At 73.3% G+C, this 13,956-nt stretch carries 11 protein-coding genes and 1 pseudogene; 10 read left to right on the forward strand and 2 right to left on the reverse strand.

Annotation, left to right across the window (positions count from 1 at the left end; all coding sequences use genetic code 11):
• The first annotated feature begins 233 nt into the window (after nt 1-233).
• Nucleotides 234-512, forward strand: coding sequence for an HU family DNA-binding protein (locus OYE22_RS21790; RefSeq protein ID WP_176161898.1), 279 nt, complete (start codon nt 234-236; stop codon nt 510-512).
• Between the two features lie 798 nt (nt 513-1,310).
• On the opposite strand, the gene murA is transcribed toward OYE22_RS21790, so the two are convergent.
• Nucleotides 1,311-2,651, reverse strand: a complete 1,341-nt coding sequence (gene murA, locus OYE22_RS21795; protein WP_176161897.1) for a UDP-N-acetylglucosamine 1-carboxyvinyltransferase — start codon at nt 2,649-2,651, stop codon at nt 1,311-1,313.
• A gap of 251 nt (nt 2,652-2,902) precedes the next feature.
• Between murA and OYE22_RS21800 the strand changes: the two genes are divergently transcribed.
• The gene (locus OYE22_RS21800) at nt 2,903-3,550 is read left to right on the forward strand and encodes a YqgE/AlgH family protein (RefSeq protein ID WP_277321978.1); all 648 of its coding nucleotides are present in this window, start codon (nt 2,903-2,905) and stop codon (nt 3,548-3,550) included.
• Nucleotides 3,551-3,968: 418 nt separating this feature from the next.
• On the forward strand, nt 3,969-4,499 hold the full coding sequence (locus OYE22_RS21805) for a VOC family protein (RefSeq protein WP_277321979.1): 531 nt from the start codon (nt 3,969-3,971) through the stop codon (nt 4,497-4,499).
• Nucleotides 4,500-4,552: 53 nt separating this feature from the next.
• Here OYE22_RS21805 and OYE22_RS21810 read toward each other — a convergent pair whose 3' ends face one another.
• A complete protein-coding gene (locus OYE22_RS21810) occupies nt 4,553-5,503 on the reverse strand; it encodes a LysR family transcriptional regulator (protein ID WP_277321980.1) in 951 nt (316 codons plus the stop codon).
• A 150-nt stretch (nt 5,504-5,653) separates the two neighbouring features.
• Between OYE22_RS21810 and OYE22_RS21815 the strand changes: the two genes are divergently transcribed.
• The 7 genes and pseudogenes from OYE22_RS21815 to OYE22_RS21845 all read left to right on the forward strand — a co-directional run bounded on the left by OYE22_RS21815 (nt 5,654) and on the right by OYE22_RS21845 (nt 13,318).
• The gene (locus OYE22_RS21815) at nt 5,654-6,967 is read left to right on the forward strand and encodes an MFS transporter (protein ID WP_277321981.1); all 1,314 of its coding nucleotides are present in this window, start codon (nt 5,654-5,656) and stop codon (nt 6,965-6,967) included.
• Nucleotides 6,968-6,982: 15 nt separating this feature from the next.
• Complete coding sequence (locus OYE22_RS21820; RefSeq protein ID WP_176161892.1) at nt 6,983-7,291, forward strand: DUF3039 domain-containing protein; 309 nt, start codon at nt 6,983-6,985, stop codon at nt 7,289-7,291.
• 120 nt (nt 7,292-7,411) lie between these two features.
• Complete coding sequence (locus OYE22_RS21825) at nt 7,412-7,804, forward strand: hypothetical protein (protein ID WP_277321982.1); 393 nt, start codon at nt 7,412-7,414, stop codon at nt 7,802-7,804.
• A 512-nt stretch (nt 7,805-8,316) separates the two neighbouring features.
• Nucleotides 8,317-9,618 carry an extracellular solute-binding protein gene (locus tag OYE22_RS21830; RefSeq protein ID WP_277321983.1) on the forward strand — a complete coding sequence of 434 codons (1,302 nt, stop codon included), beginning with the start codon at nt 8,317-8,319 and terminating at the stop codon, nt 9,616-9,618.
• Nucleotides 9,619-9,629: 11 nt separating this feature from the next.
• On the forward strand, nt 9,630-10,685 hold the full coding sequence (locus OYE22_RS21835; protein ID WP_277321984.1) for a sugar ABC transporter permease: 1,056 nt from the start codon (nt 9,630-9,632) through the stop codon (nt 10,683-10,685).
• Nucleotides 10,686-10,795: 110 nt separating this feature from the next.
• Nucleotides 10,796-11,644: a carbohydrate ABC transporter permease gene (locus tag OYE22_RS21840; RefSeq protein ID WP_187063086.1), complete on the forward strand. Its 849-nt coding sequence runs from the start codon at nt 10,796-10,798 to the stop codon at nt 11,642-11,644.
• A 776-nt stretch (nt 11,645-12,420) separates the two neighbouring features.
• Nucleotides 12,421-13,318, forward strand: a pseudogene (locus tag OYE22_RS21845) (FAD binding domain-containing protein).
• Nucleotides 13,319-13,956 lie beyond the last annotated feature (638 nt).

Here is a 13,956-nt window from a genome sequence, read left to right on the forward strand (position 1 = left end):
GCGTCATCACAATGAGGCAGTGGCGCTTTTCGTGTGACTCCCCAGGGTGCCGGATTGGCTTTCGCGCCATAGGTGCGGGCAGGATGCTCCCCCGAGGACTGAAGTCCAGGGGGGACCCCCAAGGGCGCGGAAAGATCGAAAGATCGGACCCGGGTCCGGGGACTGTCCGAGGGCCCTGGCAGCATCGGCTTCGATCTCACGCCTCATTGGCAAGAAGAACACGGGAGTACAACATGAACCGCAGTGAGCTGGTGGCCGCGCTGGCCGACCGCGCCGAGGTGACTCGTAAGGACGCGGACGCCGTGCTGGCCGCGCTCGCCGAGACCGTCGGTGAGGTCGTTGCTAAGGGCGACGAGAAGGTCACCATCCCCGGCTTCCTGACCTTCGAGCGCACCCACCGTGCCGCTCGTACCGCGCGCAACCCGCAGACCGGCGACCCCATCCAGATCCCGGCCGGTTACAGCGTGAAGGTCTCCGCGGGCTCCAAGCTCAAGGAAGCCGCCAAGGGCTGAGTCCCGACACACACGGCAGGGGCGGCCACCCACATCGGGTGGCCGCCCCTGCCGTGTGTCCACCCCGTGTGGCGTGGGCCACTTCTCCCGCCCGCCGCGCCATCCGGCCCGCCCCGCTCCACCGCCCACTGGCCCCCTTCGCGCCGGCCAGCGGTCCACCGGGCGCCGGAAGGTGTGCTTCCAGCGTCCTGTGGGCGTACGAGAGGCGTACGAAAAGGCCCTGTGAGGCGGCCTGGGGCGGCTTTGGGGCGCGCGCCGGCCGGGGAGCCCGGCGGGCGGGCCCGCGGCGACGGACGGGGCCGTTCCGTCGGCCCACGGAAAGCCGCCCCGGCGGGGCGGGTGACTGGGCCAGTGGGGCCGGGTGTCGACGCCACGGCGGGCCCGGCCGGGCGGCGCGGGGTGGCGGACGGGGCCCGTCGCGGGGCGCTCTTTCGGCTTACTCCGGGGCGGGGGAGCGGGGCCCGGTGGCGGTTCGCACGGGGCTGGACGGGCGGTTCGGGGCGGGCGCGGAGGCTGGCTGAAAACATTCGCTGTGAGCGCGATCGAGCGGCTGTTTACGGCCATGATCGTTCTTAGCGGACCCGCCGCCTCCGCGATGCGCGAGCGGCCCTGCGGCCCACGGCTCACGCCCTGCGGCCCACAGCCGGCGGTCTTATGCCCCGCCCGACGGCTCGCGCCGCTGGGCGCCCGAGGCCCGGCGCACGACAGCGCGCCGCCCCGCTCCGGGCGTACGGCCCGGGGCGGGGCGGCGGCGTGTGGTGCGCGGGGTGACCGGCGCGCGGGGGCGACCGGTGGGCGTCAGCGGGCGCCGGCGCCCGGCAGCTCCACCTTCGCGCCCAGGTCGCCCAGCTTGCTCATGAAGTTCTCGTAGCCCCGGTTGATCAGGTCGATGCCGTGCACCCGGGAGGTGCCCTGCGCCGCCAGCGCGGCGATCAGGTACGAGAAGCCGCCGCGCAGGTCGGGGATGACCAGGTCGGCGCCCTGCAGCTTGGTGGGTCCGGAGACGACCGCGGAGTGCAGGAAGTTGCGCTGGCCGAAGCGGCAGGCGGAGCCGCCGAGGCACTCGCGGTAGAGCTGGATGTGGGCGCCCATCTGGTTCAGCGCCGAGGTGAAGCCGAGCCGGGACTCGTACACCGTCTCGTGCACGATCGACAGGCCCGACGCCTGGGTCAGCGCGACGACCAGCGGCTGCTGCCAGTCGGTCTGGAAGCCGGGGTGGACGTCGGTCTCCAGGGCGATGGCGTTCAGCGGGCCGCCGGGGTGCCAGAAGCGGATGCCCTCGTCGTCGATCTCGAAGGCGCCGCCGACCTTCCGGTAGGTGTTGAGGAAGGTCATCATGGAGCGCTGCTGGGCGCCCCGGACGTAGATGTTGCCCTCGGTGGCGAGCGCGGCGCTGGCCCAGGACGCGGCCTCCAGGCGGTCCGGCAGGGCGCGGTGGTTGTAGCCGCCGAGCCGGTCCACGCCGGTGATCCGGATGGTGCGGTCGGTGTCCATGGAGATGATCGCGCCCATCTTCTGCAGTACGCAGATGAGGTCCTCGATCTCCGGCTCGACCGCCGCGTTGGACAGCTCGGTGACGCCCTCCGCCAGCACCGCCGTCAGCAGCACCTGCTCGGTGGAGCCGACCGACGGGTACGGCAGCCGGATCTTGCAGCCGCGCAGCCGCTGCGGGGCCTCCAGGTACTGGCCGTCGGCCCGCTTCTCGATGGTCGCGCCGAACTGCCGCAACACCTCGAAGTGGAAGTCGATCGGCCGGCCGCCGATGTCGCAGCCGCCGAGCCCGGGGATGAAGGCGTGGCCGAGACGGTGCAGCAGCGGGCCGCAGAACAGGATCGGGATGCGCGACGAACCGGCGTGTGCGTCGATGTCCGCGACGTTGGCGCTCTCCACGTGTGACGGGTCCAACACCAGCTCGCCCGCCTCTTCCCCGGGGCGCACCGTCACCCCGTGGAGCTGCAGCAGCCCGCGCACGACGCGTACGTCACGGATGTCGGGCACGTTGCGCAGCCGGCTGGGCCCGCTGCCGAGCAGTGCGGCGACCATGGCCTTGGGCACGAGGTTCTTCGCGCCCCGGGCCCGGATCTCGCCCTCCAGCGGGGTGCCGCCGTGGACAAGGAGTACATCGTCGGTGCCGGTCATAAGTCTCGCGTTCCTGGGATGGGCCTTGATGAGCAAGGGGGGCAAAAGGAAAGGGTAATGGCCAACGGGAGCCGCTCCGTAAGCTCGATCGGCTCTCGGCCACCGGCCTCCGCCCTCGTGTGTGCGAAGGGTGTTCGGCCCTCGACTCTCCGTGATGTGCGCCGTCGCTGCTGTCGTACGCCCCACCTGCTCCCGGGTCGGGACTTGGCTTCCACCCCCCGTATGAGCCGGAAATGCGGGATCATGTGCGCATGACCGAGGTGTCCTCGCTCACAGGACGGTTGCTCGTCGCCACGCCGGCGCTTGCCGACCCGAACTTCGACCGTGCCGTCGTGCTCCTGCTCGACCATGACGAGGAGGGCTCGCTCGGCGTAGTGCTCAACCGGCCGACGCCGGTCGGCGTCGGCGACATCCTCGAATCGTGGGCCGCGCTGGCGGGCGAGCCGGGCGTGGTGTTCCAGGGCGGGCCGGTGTCGCTGGACTCGGCGCTCGGCGTCGCCGTCGTGCCGGGCGAGTCGATCGAGGGTGACCGGGTGCGGGAGCCCGGCCCGCCGCCGACCGGCGAGGGGGCGGCCGCCCGCTCCCGGGCGCGCGTGCGCCGGGGCGACCCCATCGGCTGGCGCCGGGTGCACGGCGCGATCGGCCTCGTTGACCTGGAGGCCCCGCCGGAGCTGCTCGCCTCGGCGGTCGGCTCGTTGCGGATCTTCGCGGGGTACGCGGGGTGGGGCCCCGGCCAGTTGGAAGAGGAACTGGTCGAGGGCGCGTGGTACGTCGTGGAGTCGGAGCCCGGCGACGTGTCGTCGCCCGATCCGGAGCGGTTGTGGCGCTCCGTGTTGCGGCGTCAGCGCAGCGAGTTGGCCATGGTGGCCACGTACCCAGACGACGCCTCGCTCAACTGACGGTGGCGGGGTGTCCCGCCCGACTGCTGCCGGCGGCCTGCGAACGGGGCGGACGGCCTGTTGACCGGGGCGGTGTGGCGCGGGCGTTCGGCGGGGTCGGCCCGCTGGATGCGGACACAGGTGCGCCCCGTTGGCGAATAGCCATGCGGCCGGAGTGTGGCCAGGTCGGGGCGCCCGTCGGGGGGCGTGGCCGGCCTGGTGGGCGAGGGGGCGGTTCTGCTCGGCGCTCGCTATGGAATTTCCGTTTTCACAGGTCAGGCCCCTGGGGAAAGTGTCGTTTCGGGTGAGGGGAGTCGTGGCGGAAATTAGTTCAACGTTAAACCAGCTTGTCGCATCCTGGGCAGTGGAGCTGGCGGTCGGCGGTCGACCAGGACCGCCCCCCGCCTTGCCCGAGGTTCGACAAAGGAGCTGATCCGCCATGAGTCAAACCCTCCCGCTGCGCCTCCACCACCACGCGTGGATCACCGACGACCAGGAAGCCACCCGACGCTTCTACGAGGACGTGATCGGTCTGCCGCTGGTCGCCACCTGGAGCGAGCGCGACGTCTTGTTCGGCGCCGAGCGCGCCTACTCCCACACCTTCTACGGTCTCGCCGACGGCGGCGCCCTGGCCTTCTTCCAGTTCGCCGACGCGGCGGACCACAAGGAGTTCGCGACCGACATCCACTTCACCCCGTTCCGGCACATCGCCTTCAAGGTCGAGCAGGAGGCCCAGGACGCGCTGCGGGCTCGCATCGCCGAGGCCGGCTACACGGAGCCGGACACCTATGTGATCGACCACGGCTTCTGCGTCTCGCTCTACATCACGGACCCCAACGCGCTGATGCTGGAGTTCGTCGTCGACCACCCCGACGCGGAGCGGATCGACGCCGAGCGGCGTACGACGGCACACGCCGACCTCGACCGCTGGCTCGCCGGTGACCACACCAGCAACAACCGCTGGCGCTGACGCCGGGCCGGGCCCGGTGCGCACCCGCCGCCCGGGCCCGGCTGCTCCCGGGCTCAGTCGCTGGCGGGCCAGTTCGCGCTGGTCATGGCGTAGTACTGGGCCGCCAGCGGGTGGGCGCCACGGGCCGGGACGGCCAGGTGGACGGCGACCTGGGGAGCGTTCTTCAGCCGTACGAAGCGGATGCCGGGGTGCGTGTGGCGCTGGGCGACCGACTCCGGTGCCACGCCGATGCCGTGGCCGGCGGCCACCGCCTCCAGCCATTCGTCGAAGTTGCCGCTGGTGCACGCCAGGGTGGGGCGCCGGTCCGCGGGCCACAGCTCGGGGCGGGTGGTGCCGGTGACGGTGTTGACCACCAGCGGCAGGTCAGCCAGTTCGGTCCAGTCCAGGACGCGGCGGCGGGCCACCGGGGCCGCCGCCCCCGTGGCGTCGCGCGCGACGACCGCGACCCGCGCCTCGTGGGCGACCACCTTGCTGCGCACCTCGGCCCGCCGGTCCGGCGGCACCTCGCCACGTACCACCGCCACGTCGCAGTCGCCGGTGTCCAGGCCGGCCAGCGGGGTGTCCCGGCGCACCAGGCGCACCCGGGCGCCGGTCGCGGACTCGAAGGCCGTGGTCAGCCCGGCGCAGGCGAGCGGTAGCAGCGAGGTGAAGCCGAGTCGCAGCCTGGCGTGCCGGCAGGGCGCGCGCAGCGCCTCGCCGAGCCGGGGGAGCAGCACGCCCAGCTCCGCGTAGAGCCGCTGACCGGCGTCGGTGAGCGCGACGTGGCGGGTGCTGCGCTCCAGCAGGCGGGCGCCCACGGCCTCCTCAAGGGCCCGCACGGTGCGGGTGAGCGCGGGCTGTCCGATGCCGAGCAGGCGCGCGGCGTGCGTGAAGTTGCGCTCGTCGGCCACGGCCACGAAGCCGCGCAGGTGCCGCAACTCCACGTCGGGCAGGCCGAGCGGCCCCGCGGCCACCGGCCCCCGCGCCTCGTCGCCGTTCTCCTCGGACCGCTCGTCACCACTCATGCCTCCCGAGCATAAGTGCCCGCGCTCCGGCATTTCCCCGGCGATCCGGAGAGTGCCTACGCTTCCGGCCCGCCGCCCCGTTCCGGCTGGGCCTGCCGGGCGGGGCAGGGCCGCCGGTCACCCACGACCGTCAACCTCAAGGAGCGCACTGTGCGCAAGGTTTCGCTGCTCGCGCTGGGGGCGTTCACCCTCGGCCTGGACGCGTACGTGATGGCCGGGCTGTTGCCCGTGGTCGCCGACGACCTCGACACCACCGTGTCGCTGGCCGGCCAGATGGTCACGGCCTTCACCCTCGCGCACGCGCTGTCCGCGCCGCTGGTGGCCGGGCTGCTCACGGGCGCCAGGCCGAAGACGGTGATCCTGGTCGCCCTCGCCGTCTTCACGCTGGGCAACGGGCTCACCGCCGTGGCGCCCTCGCTCGCGCTGCTGCTCGCCTCGCGCGTCGTGGCGGGCGCCGGGGCCGGGGTGTACGCGGCGCTGTCCACCGCCGCGGCCTCGGCGTTGGTGCCGGCCGAGCGGCGGGGCAAGGCGCTGGCCCTGGTGATGGGCGGCATGAGCACCGGCACCGTGCTGGGCGTGCCGCTGGGCGTGCTGCTCGCCGAGCACGCGTCGTGGCGGGCCACGATGGGCCTGGTCACGGCGTTGGGCGCGGTCGCCATCGGCGGGCTCGCGGTGCTGCTGCCGCAGGTTCCGGCCGAGCCCCCGGTGCCGGCCAGGGCGCGGCTCGGGGCCATCGCCGACCCGGCCGTCGCCCGGGTGGTCGGCGTCTCCTTCCTGGGCGCCGTCGCCAGCCTGGGCCTGTACACCTACCTGGCCCCGGTGCTCGAAGCGGCCGGCGACATCGAGGGCATCGCCCCCTACCTGTGGGCCTGGGGCGCCGGCGGCGTGCTGGGCAGCCTGCTGATCGGGCCGCTGGTGGACCGTACGGGGCGGGTGCGGGCGCTGGTCGCGGCCCTGCTCACCGCCGTGGGCGTGGCGCACCTGGTGCTCGCCCCGGTCGCCGGCGTGCCGCTGCTGGTCGGCGCGGCCCTGGTGGTGTGGGGCGCGGGCGGCTGGGCGCTCCAGGTGCCGCAGCAGCACCAACTGCTCGCCGTCAGCGCGCGGCGCGGCACGGTGGCGCTCGCGCTCAACAACTCCGCCCTCTACCTCGGCAGCGCCGTCGGCTCCGCCCTCGGCGGCCTGGCGCTCGCGGCGGGCCTGCCCGGCGACGCGCTGCCCTGGGCCGCCGCCGCGATCCTCGGCCTCAGCCTGCTGCTGCACCTGGGCACGGGGCGCGCGGCGGGCGCCGGGGCGGCCCGCGCGCGAGGCGCGGGCGCGGCGGACGCGGGCGCGGCAGGCGCCGGCGTGGCGGGGGCGGTTGGCGAGGTCGCGCGAGCGGGCGGCGACGGGGCGGGGTGCGGGGCCGGCGGCGCGGGCCCGGCGCGTGTTGTGGACGGTGGGGCGCCGGGCACACCCCAGGCGTGAGTACCCTTGGGCTGTATGAGCACTCCTCTTCAGCCCGAGCCCGAGCGCGGGGCAGGTACCGGCACCCTCGTCGAGCCGACGCCGCAGGTGTCGAACGGCGACGGCGACCACGAGCGCTTCGCCCATTACGTACAGAAGGACAAGATCATGGAGAGCGCGCTCTCCGGATCTCCCGTCGTCGCACTCTGCGGCAAGGTCTGGGTCCCCGGCCGTGACCCGAAGAAGTACCCGGTGTGTCCCATGTGCAAGGAGATCTTCGAGGGCATGGGTGCCGGAGGCGACAAGGGCAAGGACGGCAAGGGCGGTAAGGACGGCAAGAAGTAGCCGCTGCCGGCTCACGCCGCCCGCGCCCGGAGGCTGCCCGCGCGCCCGGCCCGTATCCCGAGCGGATACGGGCCGGGCGCGCGGTGTTGTCGGGCCGGGCCGGGCAGTAAGGTCGCTGCCATGAGCGGGCGGGTGGAACGGGCGGCGTATCTGGTCTTCGGGGCCCGGGAGGTCGACGAGTCCGACGAGGGTTCGCCGACCTTCAGCCAGTTCGACAAGGACTGGGACGCGCAACTGCAGCAGTGCGGCCGACTCGCCGCCGAGCGGGGCTACCAGCCCGTGGGCAGCAGCGTGTTCTCCGTGCTCCAGGCGTCCATGGACAGGCTCCTGGAGTGGGCGGACGACCCCGGCTGCGACGTCGTCCTGGTCGCCAGCCCCCGCCTGCTCCGCCGGATGCACGCCTGCTGGCCCGACTGGGAGCAGGTGGTGGCCAGGCTCGGCGCGGCCGGCGCCCGCCTCGAAGCCGTGCCGTTCCCCGAGCCGGCCTACCCCGGCGAGCGCTTCCCGGAGTAACCCGGCCCCGCACCCCCTCGCGTACGCCTCCCCGTACGCTCCGCGCCGCGCCACGCCCCGTCGCCGCCACGGCCCCGGCGCCGCCGCCACCACGACGCGTCGTCACACCGCCGCTTCCCGTGCCGCCGAGACCCGTACCGCCGCGACCAACGCGCCGCGCCGCGCTCCGCGTTGACCGGTAGCCGGTCCCTCGATCAGGTGGAGGTGGCCGGGCCGCCCGGTGGATTCCTCCCTCCTCCTGTCCTTCCCTCGCCCGGGTCCGCGCGTGGGCCGGTCGCCGTCCCCGTTGCGGGTCCGTCGGGCCGGGCCGGGGGCGGGCGTCGCCGGCCGGGCTGGCCGGTCGCGCGGCCAACGCATGTCGACATGCCGGGCCTTGTGGACACTTTTTGCCGGTCACGAAGTGGTCGGGACCTCTTGTACGGCCAGACAACGGCCCTTAACCTCCTCCGTATTGTGCAAAGCGAAACGGGCGTTGCGCATCGTGCAACGCCACTCCGTGGGGGTTTCCGTATATGAACGTCTTTGCTCGAATAGCCGCGCCGGTGGCGGCACTTGTCACGGCCGGCCTCACCGCCACCGCCTGCGCCCCGTCCACCTCGGACAACGAGGCGAAGAAGGACGACAAGAGCGGCACGCTGCGCGTCTGGCTCTTCCAGGAGGTGGACAACGACCCCAAGAAGAAGGTCGTCGACCAGGCCGTGGCGGACTTCCGCGGCAAGCACAAGGACGTCGACGTGGACGTCACCTACATCCCGATCAACACCCGGGCCGAGAAGATCAAGGCCGCGTTCAACGACCCGAAGAGCGCCCCTGACCTGATCGAGTACGGCAACACGGACACGGCCGGCTACGTGCAGGACGGCGGCCTCGCGGACATCAGCGAGGAGTTCGCGAGCTGGCCGCAGAGCAAGGACACCGACGCCACGGCCAAGGAGTCGGTGACCGTCAAGGGCAAGACGTACGGCTCCCCGCTCTTCGTCGGCGTGCGCGCGCTCCACTACCGCACCGACGTCTTCAAGGACCTCGGCCTCAAGCCGCCGACTACCCAGGAGGAGTTGGTCAACACCGCGGAGAAGATCCGGGCCGAGCGCAAGGACCTGTACGGACTCGCGGTGGGCGGCGCGTACACCTACGGCGCGATGCCCTTCCTGTGGTCGAACGGCGGCGAGTTGGCCTCCGAGAAGGACGGCGCCTACCGCTCGACCATCGACAGCGCGCAGTCGAAGGCCGGCATCAAGGCGTACACCGCGCTGTTCGGCGACCAGAACTGCCCGGCCAACAAGTGCGCCGAGATGGGCGGCAACGACACCGTCGAGGCGTTCGCTTCCGGCAAGGCGGGCATGGCCATCGCCGGTAACTTCAACCACCCGGCCATCGAGGCGAGCAAGGTCAAGGGCAAGTACGCCGTGGTTCCGCTGCCCGGCAAGAAGGCCGGCGAGATTGCTCCGGCGTTCGCGGGCGGAAACAACATCGGGCTGCTCAAGAGCAGTTCGCACCGCACCCTCGGCCTTGACCTGATGCAGTCGCTCACCAGCAAGAAGACGCAGGGCGCGCTCTTCGACGCGATGGGTTTCCTGCCCACCTACACCGACGTGCGCAAGGAGGCCGCGGCGCGTGAGCCGTTCGCGGCGCCGTTCGTGAAGACCCTGGACGTGGCGAAGTTCGTCCCCGCGTCGCCCGGCTGGGCCGCCATCGACGCGGGCCTGGTGCTGCCGACGATGTTCCAGCAGATCGTCAGCGGTCGTAAGGACGTGGACGCGGCGGCCGACGAGGCGCGCAAGAAGATGGACGCCGCCTTCACCGAAGCGGGCTGAGTGAGCCAGTGATGTCCCCCGACTCCTCCTCCCCGGCCCCCGGCGCCCCCGCGTCGCCCGCCCCGGCCGCCGCCGCTGCCGCCCCCGCCCCGGTGTCCGCCGTGGCGAAGGGCGGGCGGCGCGGCGGCGCGGGCCCCCGCGCACCGAAGTCCGGCACCAGCCCCGGCGGGCTCGGCGCCTCGCGCTGGACGCCGTGGCTCTACCTGGCACCGGCCCTGATCGTGCTGGCCGCGCTGCTCGTCTACCCGATCTACCAACTCGGCCTGATCTCCTTCCTGGAGTACACCCAGGCCCAGGTCAGCGGCGGCGAGCCGGCCACCTTCCAGGGCTTCGCCAACTACACCGAACTCTTCAGCGATCGGCAGTTCTGGGAGGTGCTGGTCGCCACCCTGGTGTTCGCCGCGGTCTGCGTCCTCTCCACCCTCGTGGTCGGCTGCGGGCTGGCCGTGCTGCTCACCCGTATCCGCGCGGTACCCCGACTGGCGCTGATGCTCGCCGCGCTCGGCGCCTGGGCGACCCCGGCCATCACCGGCTCGACGGTCTGGGTCTTCCTCTTCGACCCCGACTTCGGCCCGGTCAACAAGATGCTCGTCTGGGTGGGCCTGTCCGGCTTCGAGGACTTCTCCTGGACCTACGACCGCTACAGCGCCTTCGCGCTGGTCCTCTTCGAGGTCGTGTGGTGCTCGTTCCCGCTGGTCATGGTGACGGTGTACGCGGGCATCAAGGCCATCCCCGGCGAGGTGCTCGAAGCGGCCTCGCTGGACGGCGCGTCCAACTGGCGCATCTGGCGCAGCGTCATGGCGCCGATGCTGCGGCCCATCCTGGTCGTGGTCACCATCCAGTCCATCATCTGGGACTTCAAGGTGTTCACGCAGATCTACGTGATGACCAACGGTGGCGGCATCGCCGGCCAGAACCTGGTGCTGAACGTGTACGCCTACCAGAAGGCGTTCGCTTCCTCGCAATACAGCCTCGGCTCGGCCATCGGCATCGTGATGCTGCTGATCCTGCTCGCCGTGACGCTGATCTATCTGCGGCTGCTGCGCAGGCAAGGAGAAGAGCTGTGAGCCCCTCGACCGCGAGCCCCTCGTCCGCGGACGCCGGCTCCGCCCGCCCCGCGCCCGCCGACCGGCCCGTCACCAAGGCACCGGCCGACCGGCCACGGCGCGGCTCGCGGCTGCGCGTGCGCCGGCCGTGGCGGCTGGCCGCCGAGGCCGCGGCCGTGCTCATCGCCGTGGTGGTCGCCTTCCCGCTGTACTGGATGGTGCTCTCCGCGTTCAAGCCCGCCAGCGAGGTACAGTCCAGCAATCCACGGCCGTGGACCCTGAACCCCTCCCTCGACGCGTTCCGGCGCGTCTTCGACCAGCAGGACTTCGGCCGCTACTTCCTCAACAGCCTCCTGGTCGCCGGCACCGTGGTCGTCGCCTCGGCCCTGATCGCCTTCCTCGCGGCCACCGCCGTCACGCGCTTCAAGTTCAAGATGCGCACGACGGTGCTCATCATGTTCCTGGTGGCGCAGATGGTGCCGGTCGAGGCGCTGACCATCCCGATGTTCTTCCTCATGCGCGACCTGGGCGACAGCGTGCCCGGCATCGGCCTGAACACGCTCGGCTCGCTGATCCTGCCGCACATCGCGTTCTCGCTGCCGTTCGCCATCTGGATGCTGCGCGGCTTCGTCAAGGCCGTCCCCGAGTCCCTTGAGGAGGCCGCCTACCTGGACGGCGCGAGCCGCACCCGCTTCCTGTGGCAGATCCTGTTCCCGCTGGTGCTCCCGGGGCTCATCGCCACCAGCGTGTTCTCCTTCATCTCCACCTGGAACGACTTCCTGTTCGCCAAGTCCTTCATCATCAGCGCGACCGAGAACTCCACGCTCCCGATGGCGCTCCTGGTGTTCTTCAAGGACGAGGGCAATGACTGGGGCGGCATCATGGCGGCCTCGACGATCATGACCATCCCGGTGCTCGTCTTCTTCGTCCTGGTCCAACGGCGGCTCGTGTCGGGCCTCGGCGGGGCGGTCAAGGACTGACGGCCCGGCCGCCGGCGAAGGGGCCGGCCCCGCCCGGCGCTCGGGCGGGGCCGGGCGGGGCGTCCTGACCCGGTGTCGGGGTGCCCCGGCGTCCCGCCCCGGCGCCACGGTGACTCCGGCCGCGCGCCGGCCGGCCCCCCCGACGGCCAGTCCCCGCTCACCACCGGCCGCGCCCGGCCGCCCGGGGCGCGCACGGCCGGCGCACGGCTGCGCGGCAGCGGCGCACCGGCGGGCTCCGCCGGCGCATGGCCGCGCCCGGGCGCATCGATGACACGGGTGACATGGGCGGCATCAGTGACATGTGCGGTGTGGGTGATACGGGCGACCCGGGATGCCCGCCCCGTCCCGGGGCGCGGCATCGGCCCGCGCCGCCCGCCTTCGCGCGTCCACCGCTGCCCGGCCTCGCTCGTCCCCACCCGGTCCCGCCCGACCTCGCCCGTCCCGGCTCGGACGTCCGAGCGAGGGGCGGCCCCGATCGTGTGAGCCCGTCGGCGCGCGGAGCGGGTCGCTCCGTCGTCAGGTCACGGTGGACCGTGACACGGTGCGAACCGCGCGGCGTCCCCGAAGCCCCTGAAGAGTGGCATTCCGCCAGCAAGCGGAAATCGTCCGGAACTTCGGTGAAATCGGACTATCCACATCTCTGGGGTGGATCCCCGCTTCGTGGACCCTCGCGGCGGCGGGTCGTCGATGTGTGCCAGAGTTGCCACGTCCAGGCCGTCAGCACGTACCGTACGGCTGGCAGCCGGGACACCGGGGACCGGGGAAGGGGCATCTGGTTGACCACGCACGTACCGCACGCAGCGCACACGGTGACGCTGCCGGGCTCGCTCGACGAGGCCGTGGCGGCGTTGACCGCCATGCCCGCGGCCGTGCCCGTCGCGGGTGGTACCGATCTGATGGCGGCCGTCAACTCCGGGCTGCTGCGGCCCGCCGCGTTGGTCGGCCTCGGCCGGATCAGCGAGATCCGCGGCTGGCAGTACCAGGACGGGCACGCCCTGCTCGGCGCCGGGCTGACGCACGCCCGCATGGGCCGTCCCGACTTCGCCGCGCTGATCCCGGCGCTGGCCGCCGCGGCGCGCGCCGCGGGGCCGCCGCAGATCCGCAACGCAGGCACACTCGGCGGCAACGTCGTCACCAGCGGGCCCACCGGCGACGCGTTGCCCGTGCTCGCCGCGCTTGAGGCGACCCTCGTCATCGTCGGCCCCGACGGCAGCCGCGAGATCCCGGTCAGCCACCTGTTGGCGGGCGTGGAGATGCTGCGGCCCGGCGAGTTGGTCGGCTTCGTCCGCGTTCCGCTGCTGCACGCCCCGCAGACCTTCCTCAAGGCCACCGGCCGCACCGGCCCCGGCCGCGCCATCGCGTCGGTGGCCGTGGTGCTCGACCCGGCGCGCCGGGGCGTGCGCTGCGCGGTCGGCGCCGTCGCCCCGATGCCGCTGCGCCCGCTGGACGCCGAGGCGTGGGTGGCCTCGCTCATCGACTGGGACGGCGCCCGCGGCCTGGCCCCCGAGGTGCGCGCGGCCTTCGGCGAGTACGTGGCCGCCGCCTGCATCCCGGACCCGCCGGCCCCCGAGGACGGCGCCCACGAACCACCCCCCCTTGCCGCCCGCCGCCCTCCACCTGCGGCGTACGGTGGCGATCCTGGCCCGCCGAGCACTGGGGAGGGCGCTCGCATGACCTCTGAACACCACCCGCGCGGCCCCGGCCACCCGACAGGGCCCGAGGCCGAGCCGCGCCGCGCCGACGAGCCGGAGCACGGCACGCCCGACGCGGGCTACGGGGTGCCCGGCGGCGCGCCGCAGGCGTTCGCCGGCTGGCAGCCGATGCCGAGCGGCCCGGAGTACGACGCCGAGGGCACCGCCTTCGTGCAACTGCCGCCCGAACTGGCCGACCCGTCGGCGCCGCTGCCGCAGGGCTGGGACCCGCTGGCCGCGCCCGGCACCGGCTACACGCCGCCCCCCGGCGCCCACTGGCACCCGCAGTCCACGCCGCCGAGGCTGGCCGCCGGCCCCGAGGACGGCGGGCACGCCGACGAGCGGGGCGCGCAGCCGTACGCGACGCCGTACGACCAGCCGTACGCGCAGCACGCCGGACCCGCCGACGGGCCCGGCGCCGACCCGGCCGTCACCGGCCACTGGTCGCTGCCGCACGGCCCGGATCAGAGCGCCGACCCGACGCCGGGCGGCCAGCCCGCGACCGGACAGTGGTCGATCCCGCTCGCCGCCGACGACGGCCCCGATGAGGCGGGCGAGTTCCCGCGCGGCGAGCACCGTCAGGCCGGCTACGGGCAGCGGGGCGCGGCCACGGGCGAACAC

It is taken from the genome of Streptomyces sp. 71268 (assembly GCF_029392895.1).
Taxonomy (GTDB): Bacteria; Actinomycetota; Actinomycetes; order Streptomycetales; family Streptomycetaceae; genus Streptomyces.

Bases quoted from the DNA above. Each gene is read 5' to 3' on its own strand.
- OYE22_RS21790 (WP_176161898.1), top strand. From the start codon at position 234: ATGAACCGCAGTGAGCTGGTGGCCGCGCTGGCCGACCGCGCCGAGGTG.
- murA (WP_176161897.1), bottom strand. From the start codon at position 2,651: ATGACCGGCACCGACGATGTACTCCTTGTCCACGGCGGCACCCCGCTG.
- OYE22_RS21800 (WP_277321978.1), top strand. From the start codon at position 2,903: ATGACCGAGGTGTCCTCGCTCACAGGACGGTTGCTCGTCGCCACGCCG.
- OYE22_RS21805 (WP_277321979.1), top strand. From the start codon at position 3,969: ATGAGTCAAACCCTCCCGCTGCGCCTCCACCACCACGCGTGGATCACC.
- OYE22_RS21810 (WP_277321980.1), bottom strand. From the start codon at position 5,503: ATGAGTGGTGACGAGCGGTCCGAGGAGAACGGCGACGAGGCGCGGGGG.
- OYE22_RS21820 (WP_176161892.1), top strand. From the start codon at position 6,983: ATGAGCACTCCTCTTCAGCCCGAGCCCGAGCGCGGGGCAGGTACCGGC.
- OYE22_RS21825 (WP_277321982.1), top strand. From the start codon at position 7,412: ATGAGCGGGCGGGTGGAACGGGCGGCGTATCTGGTCTTCGGGGCCCGG.
- OYE22_RS21830 (WP_277321983.1), top strand. From the start codon at position 8,317: ATGAACGTCTTTGCTCGAATAGCCGCGCCGGTGGCGGCACTTGTCACG.
- OYE22_RS21835 (WP_277321984.1), top strand. From the start codon at position 9,630: ATGTCCCCCGACTCCTCCTCCCCGGCCCCCGGCGCCCCCGCGTCGCCC.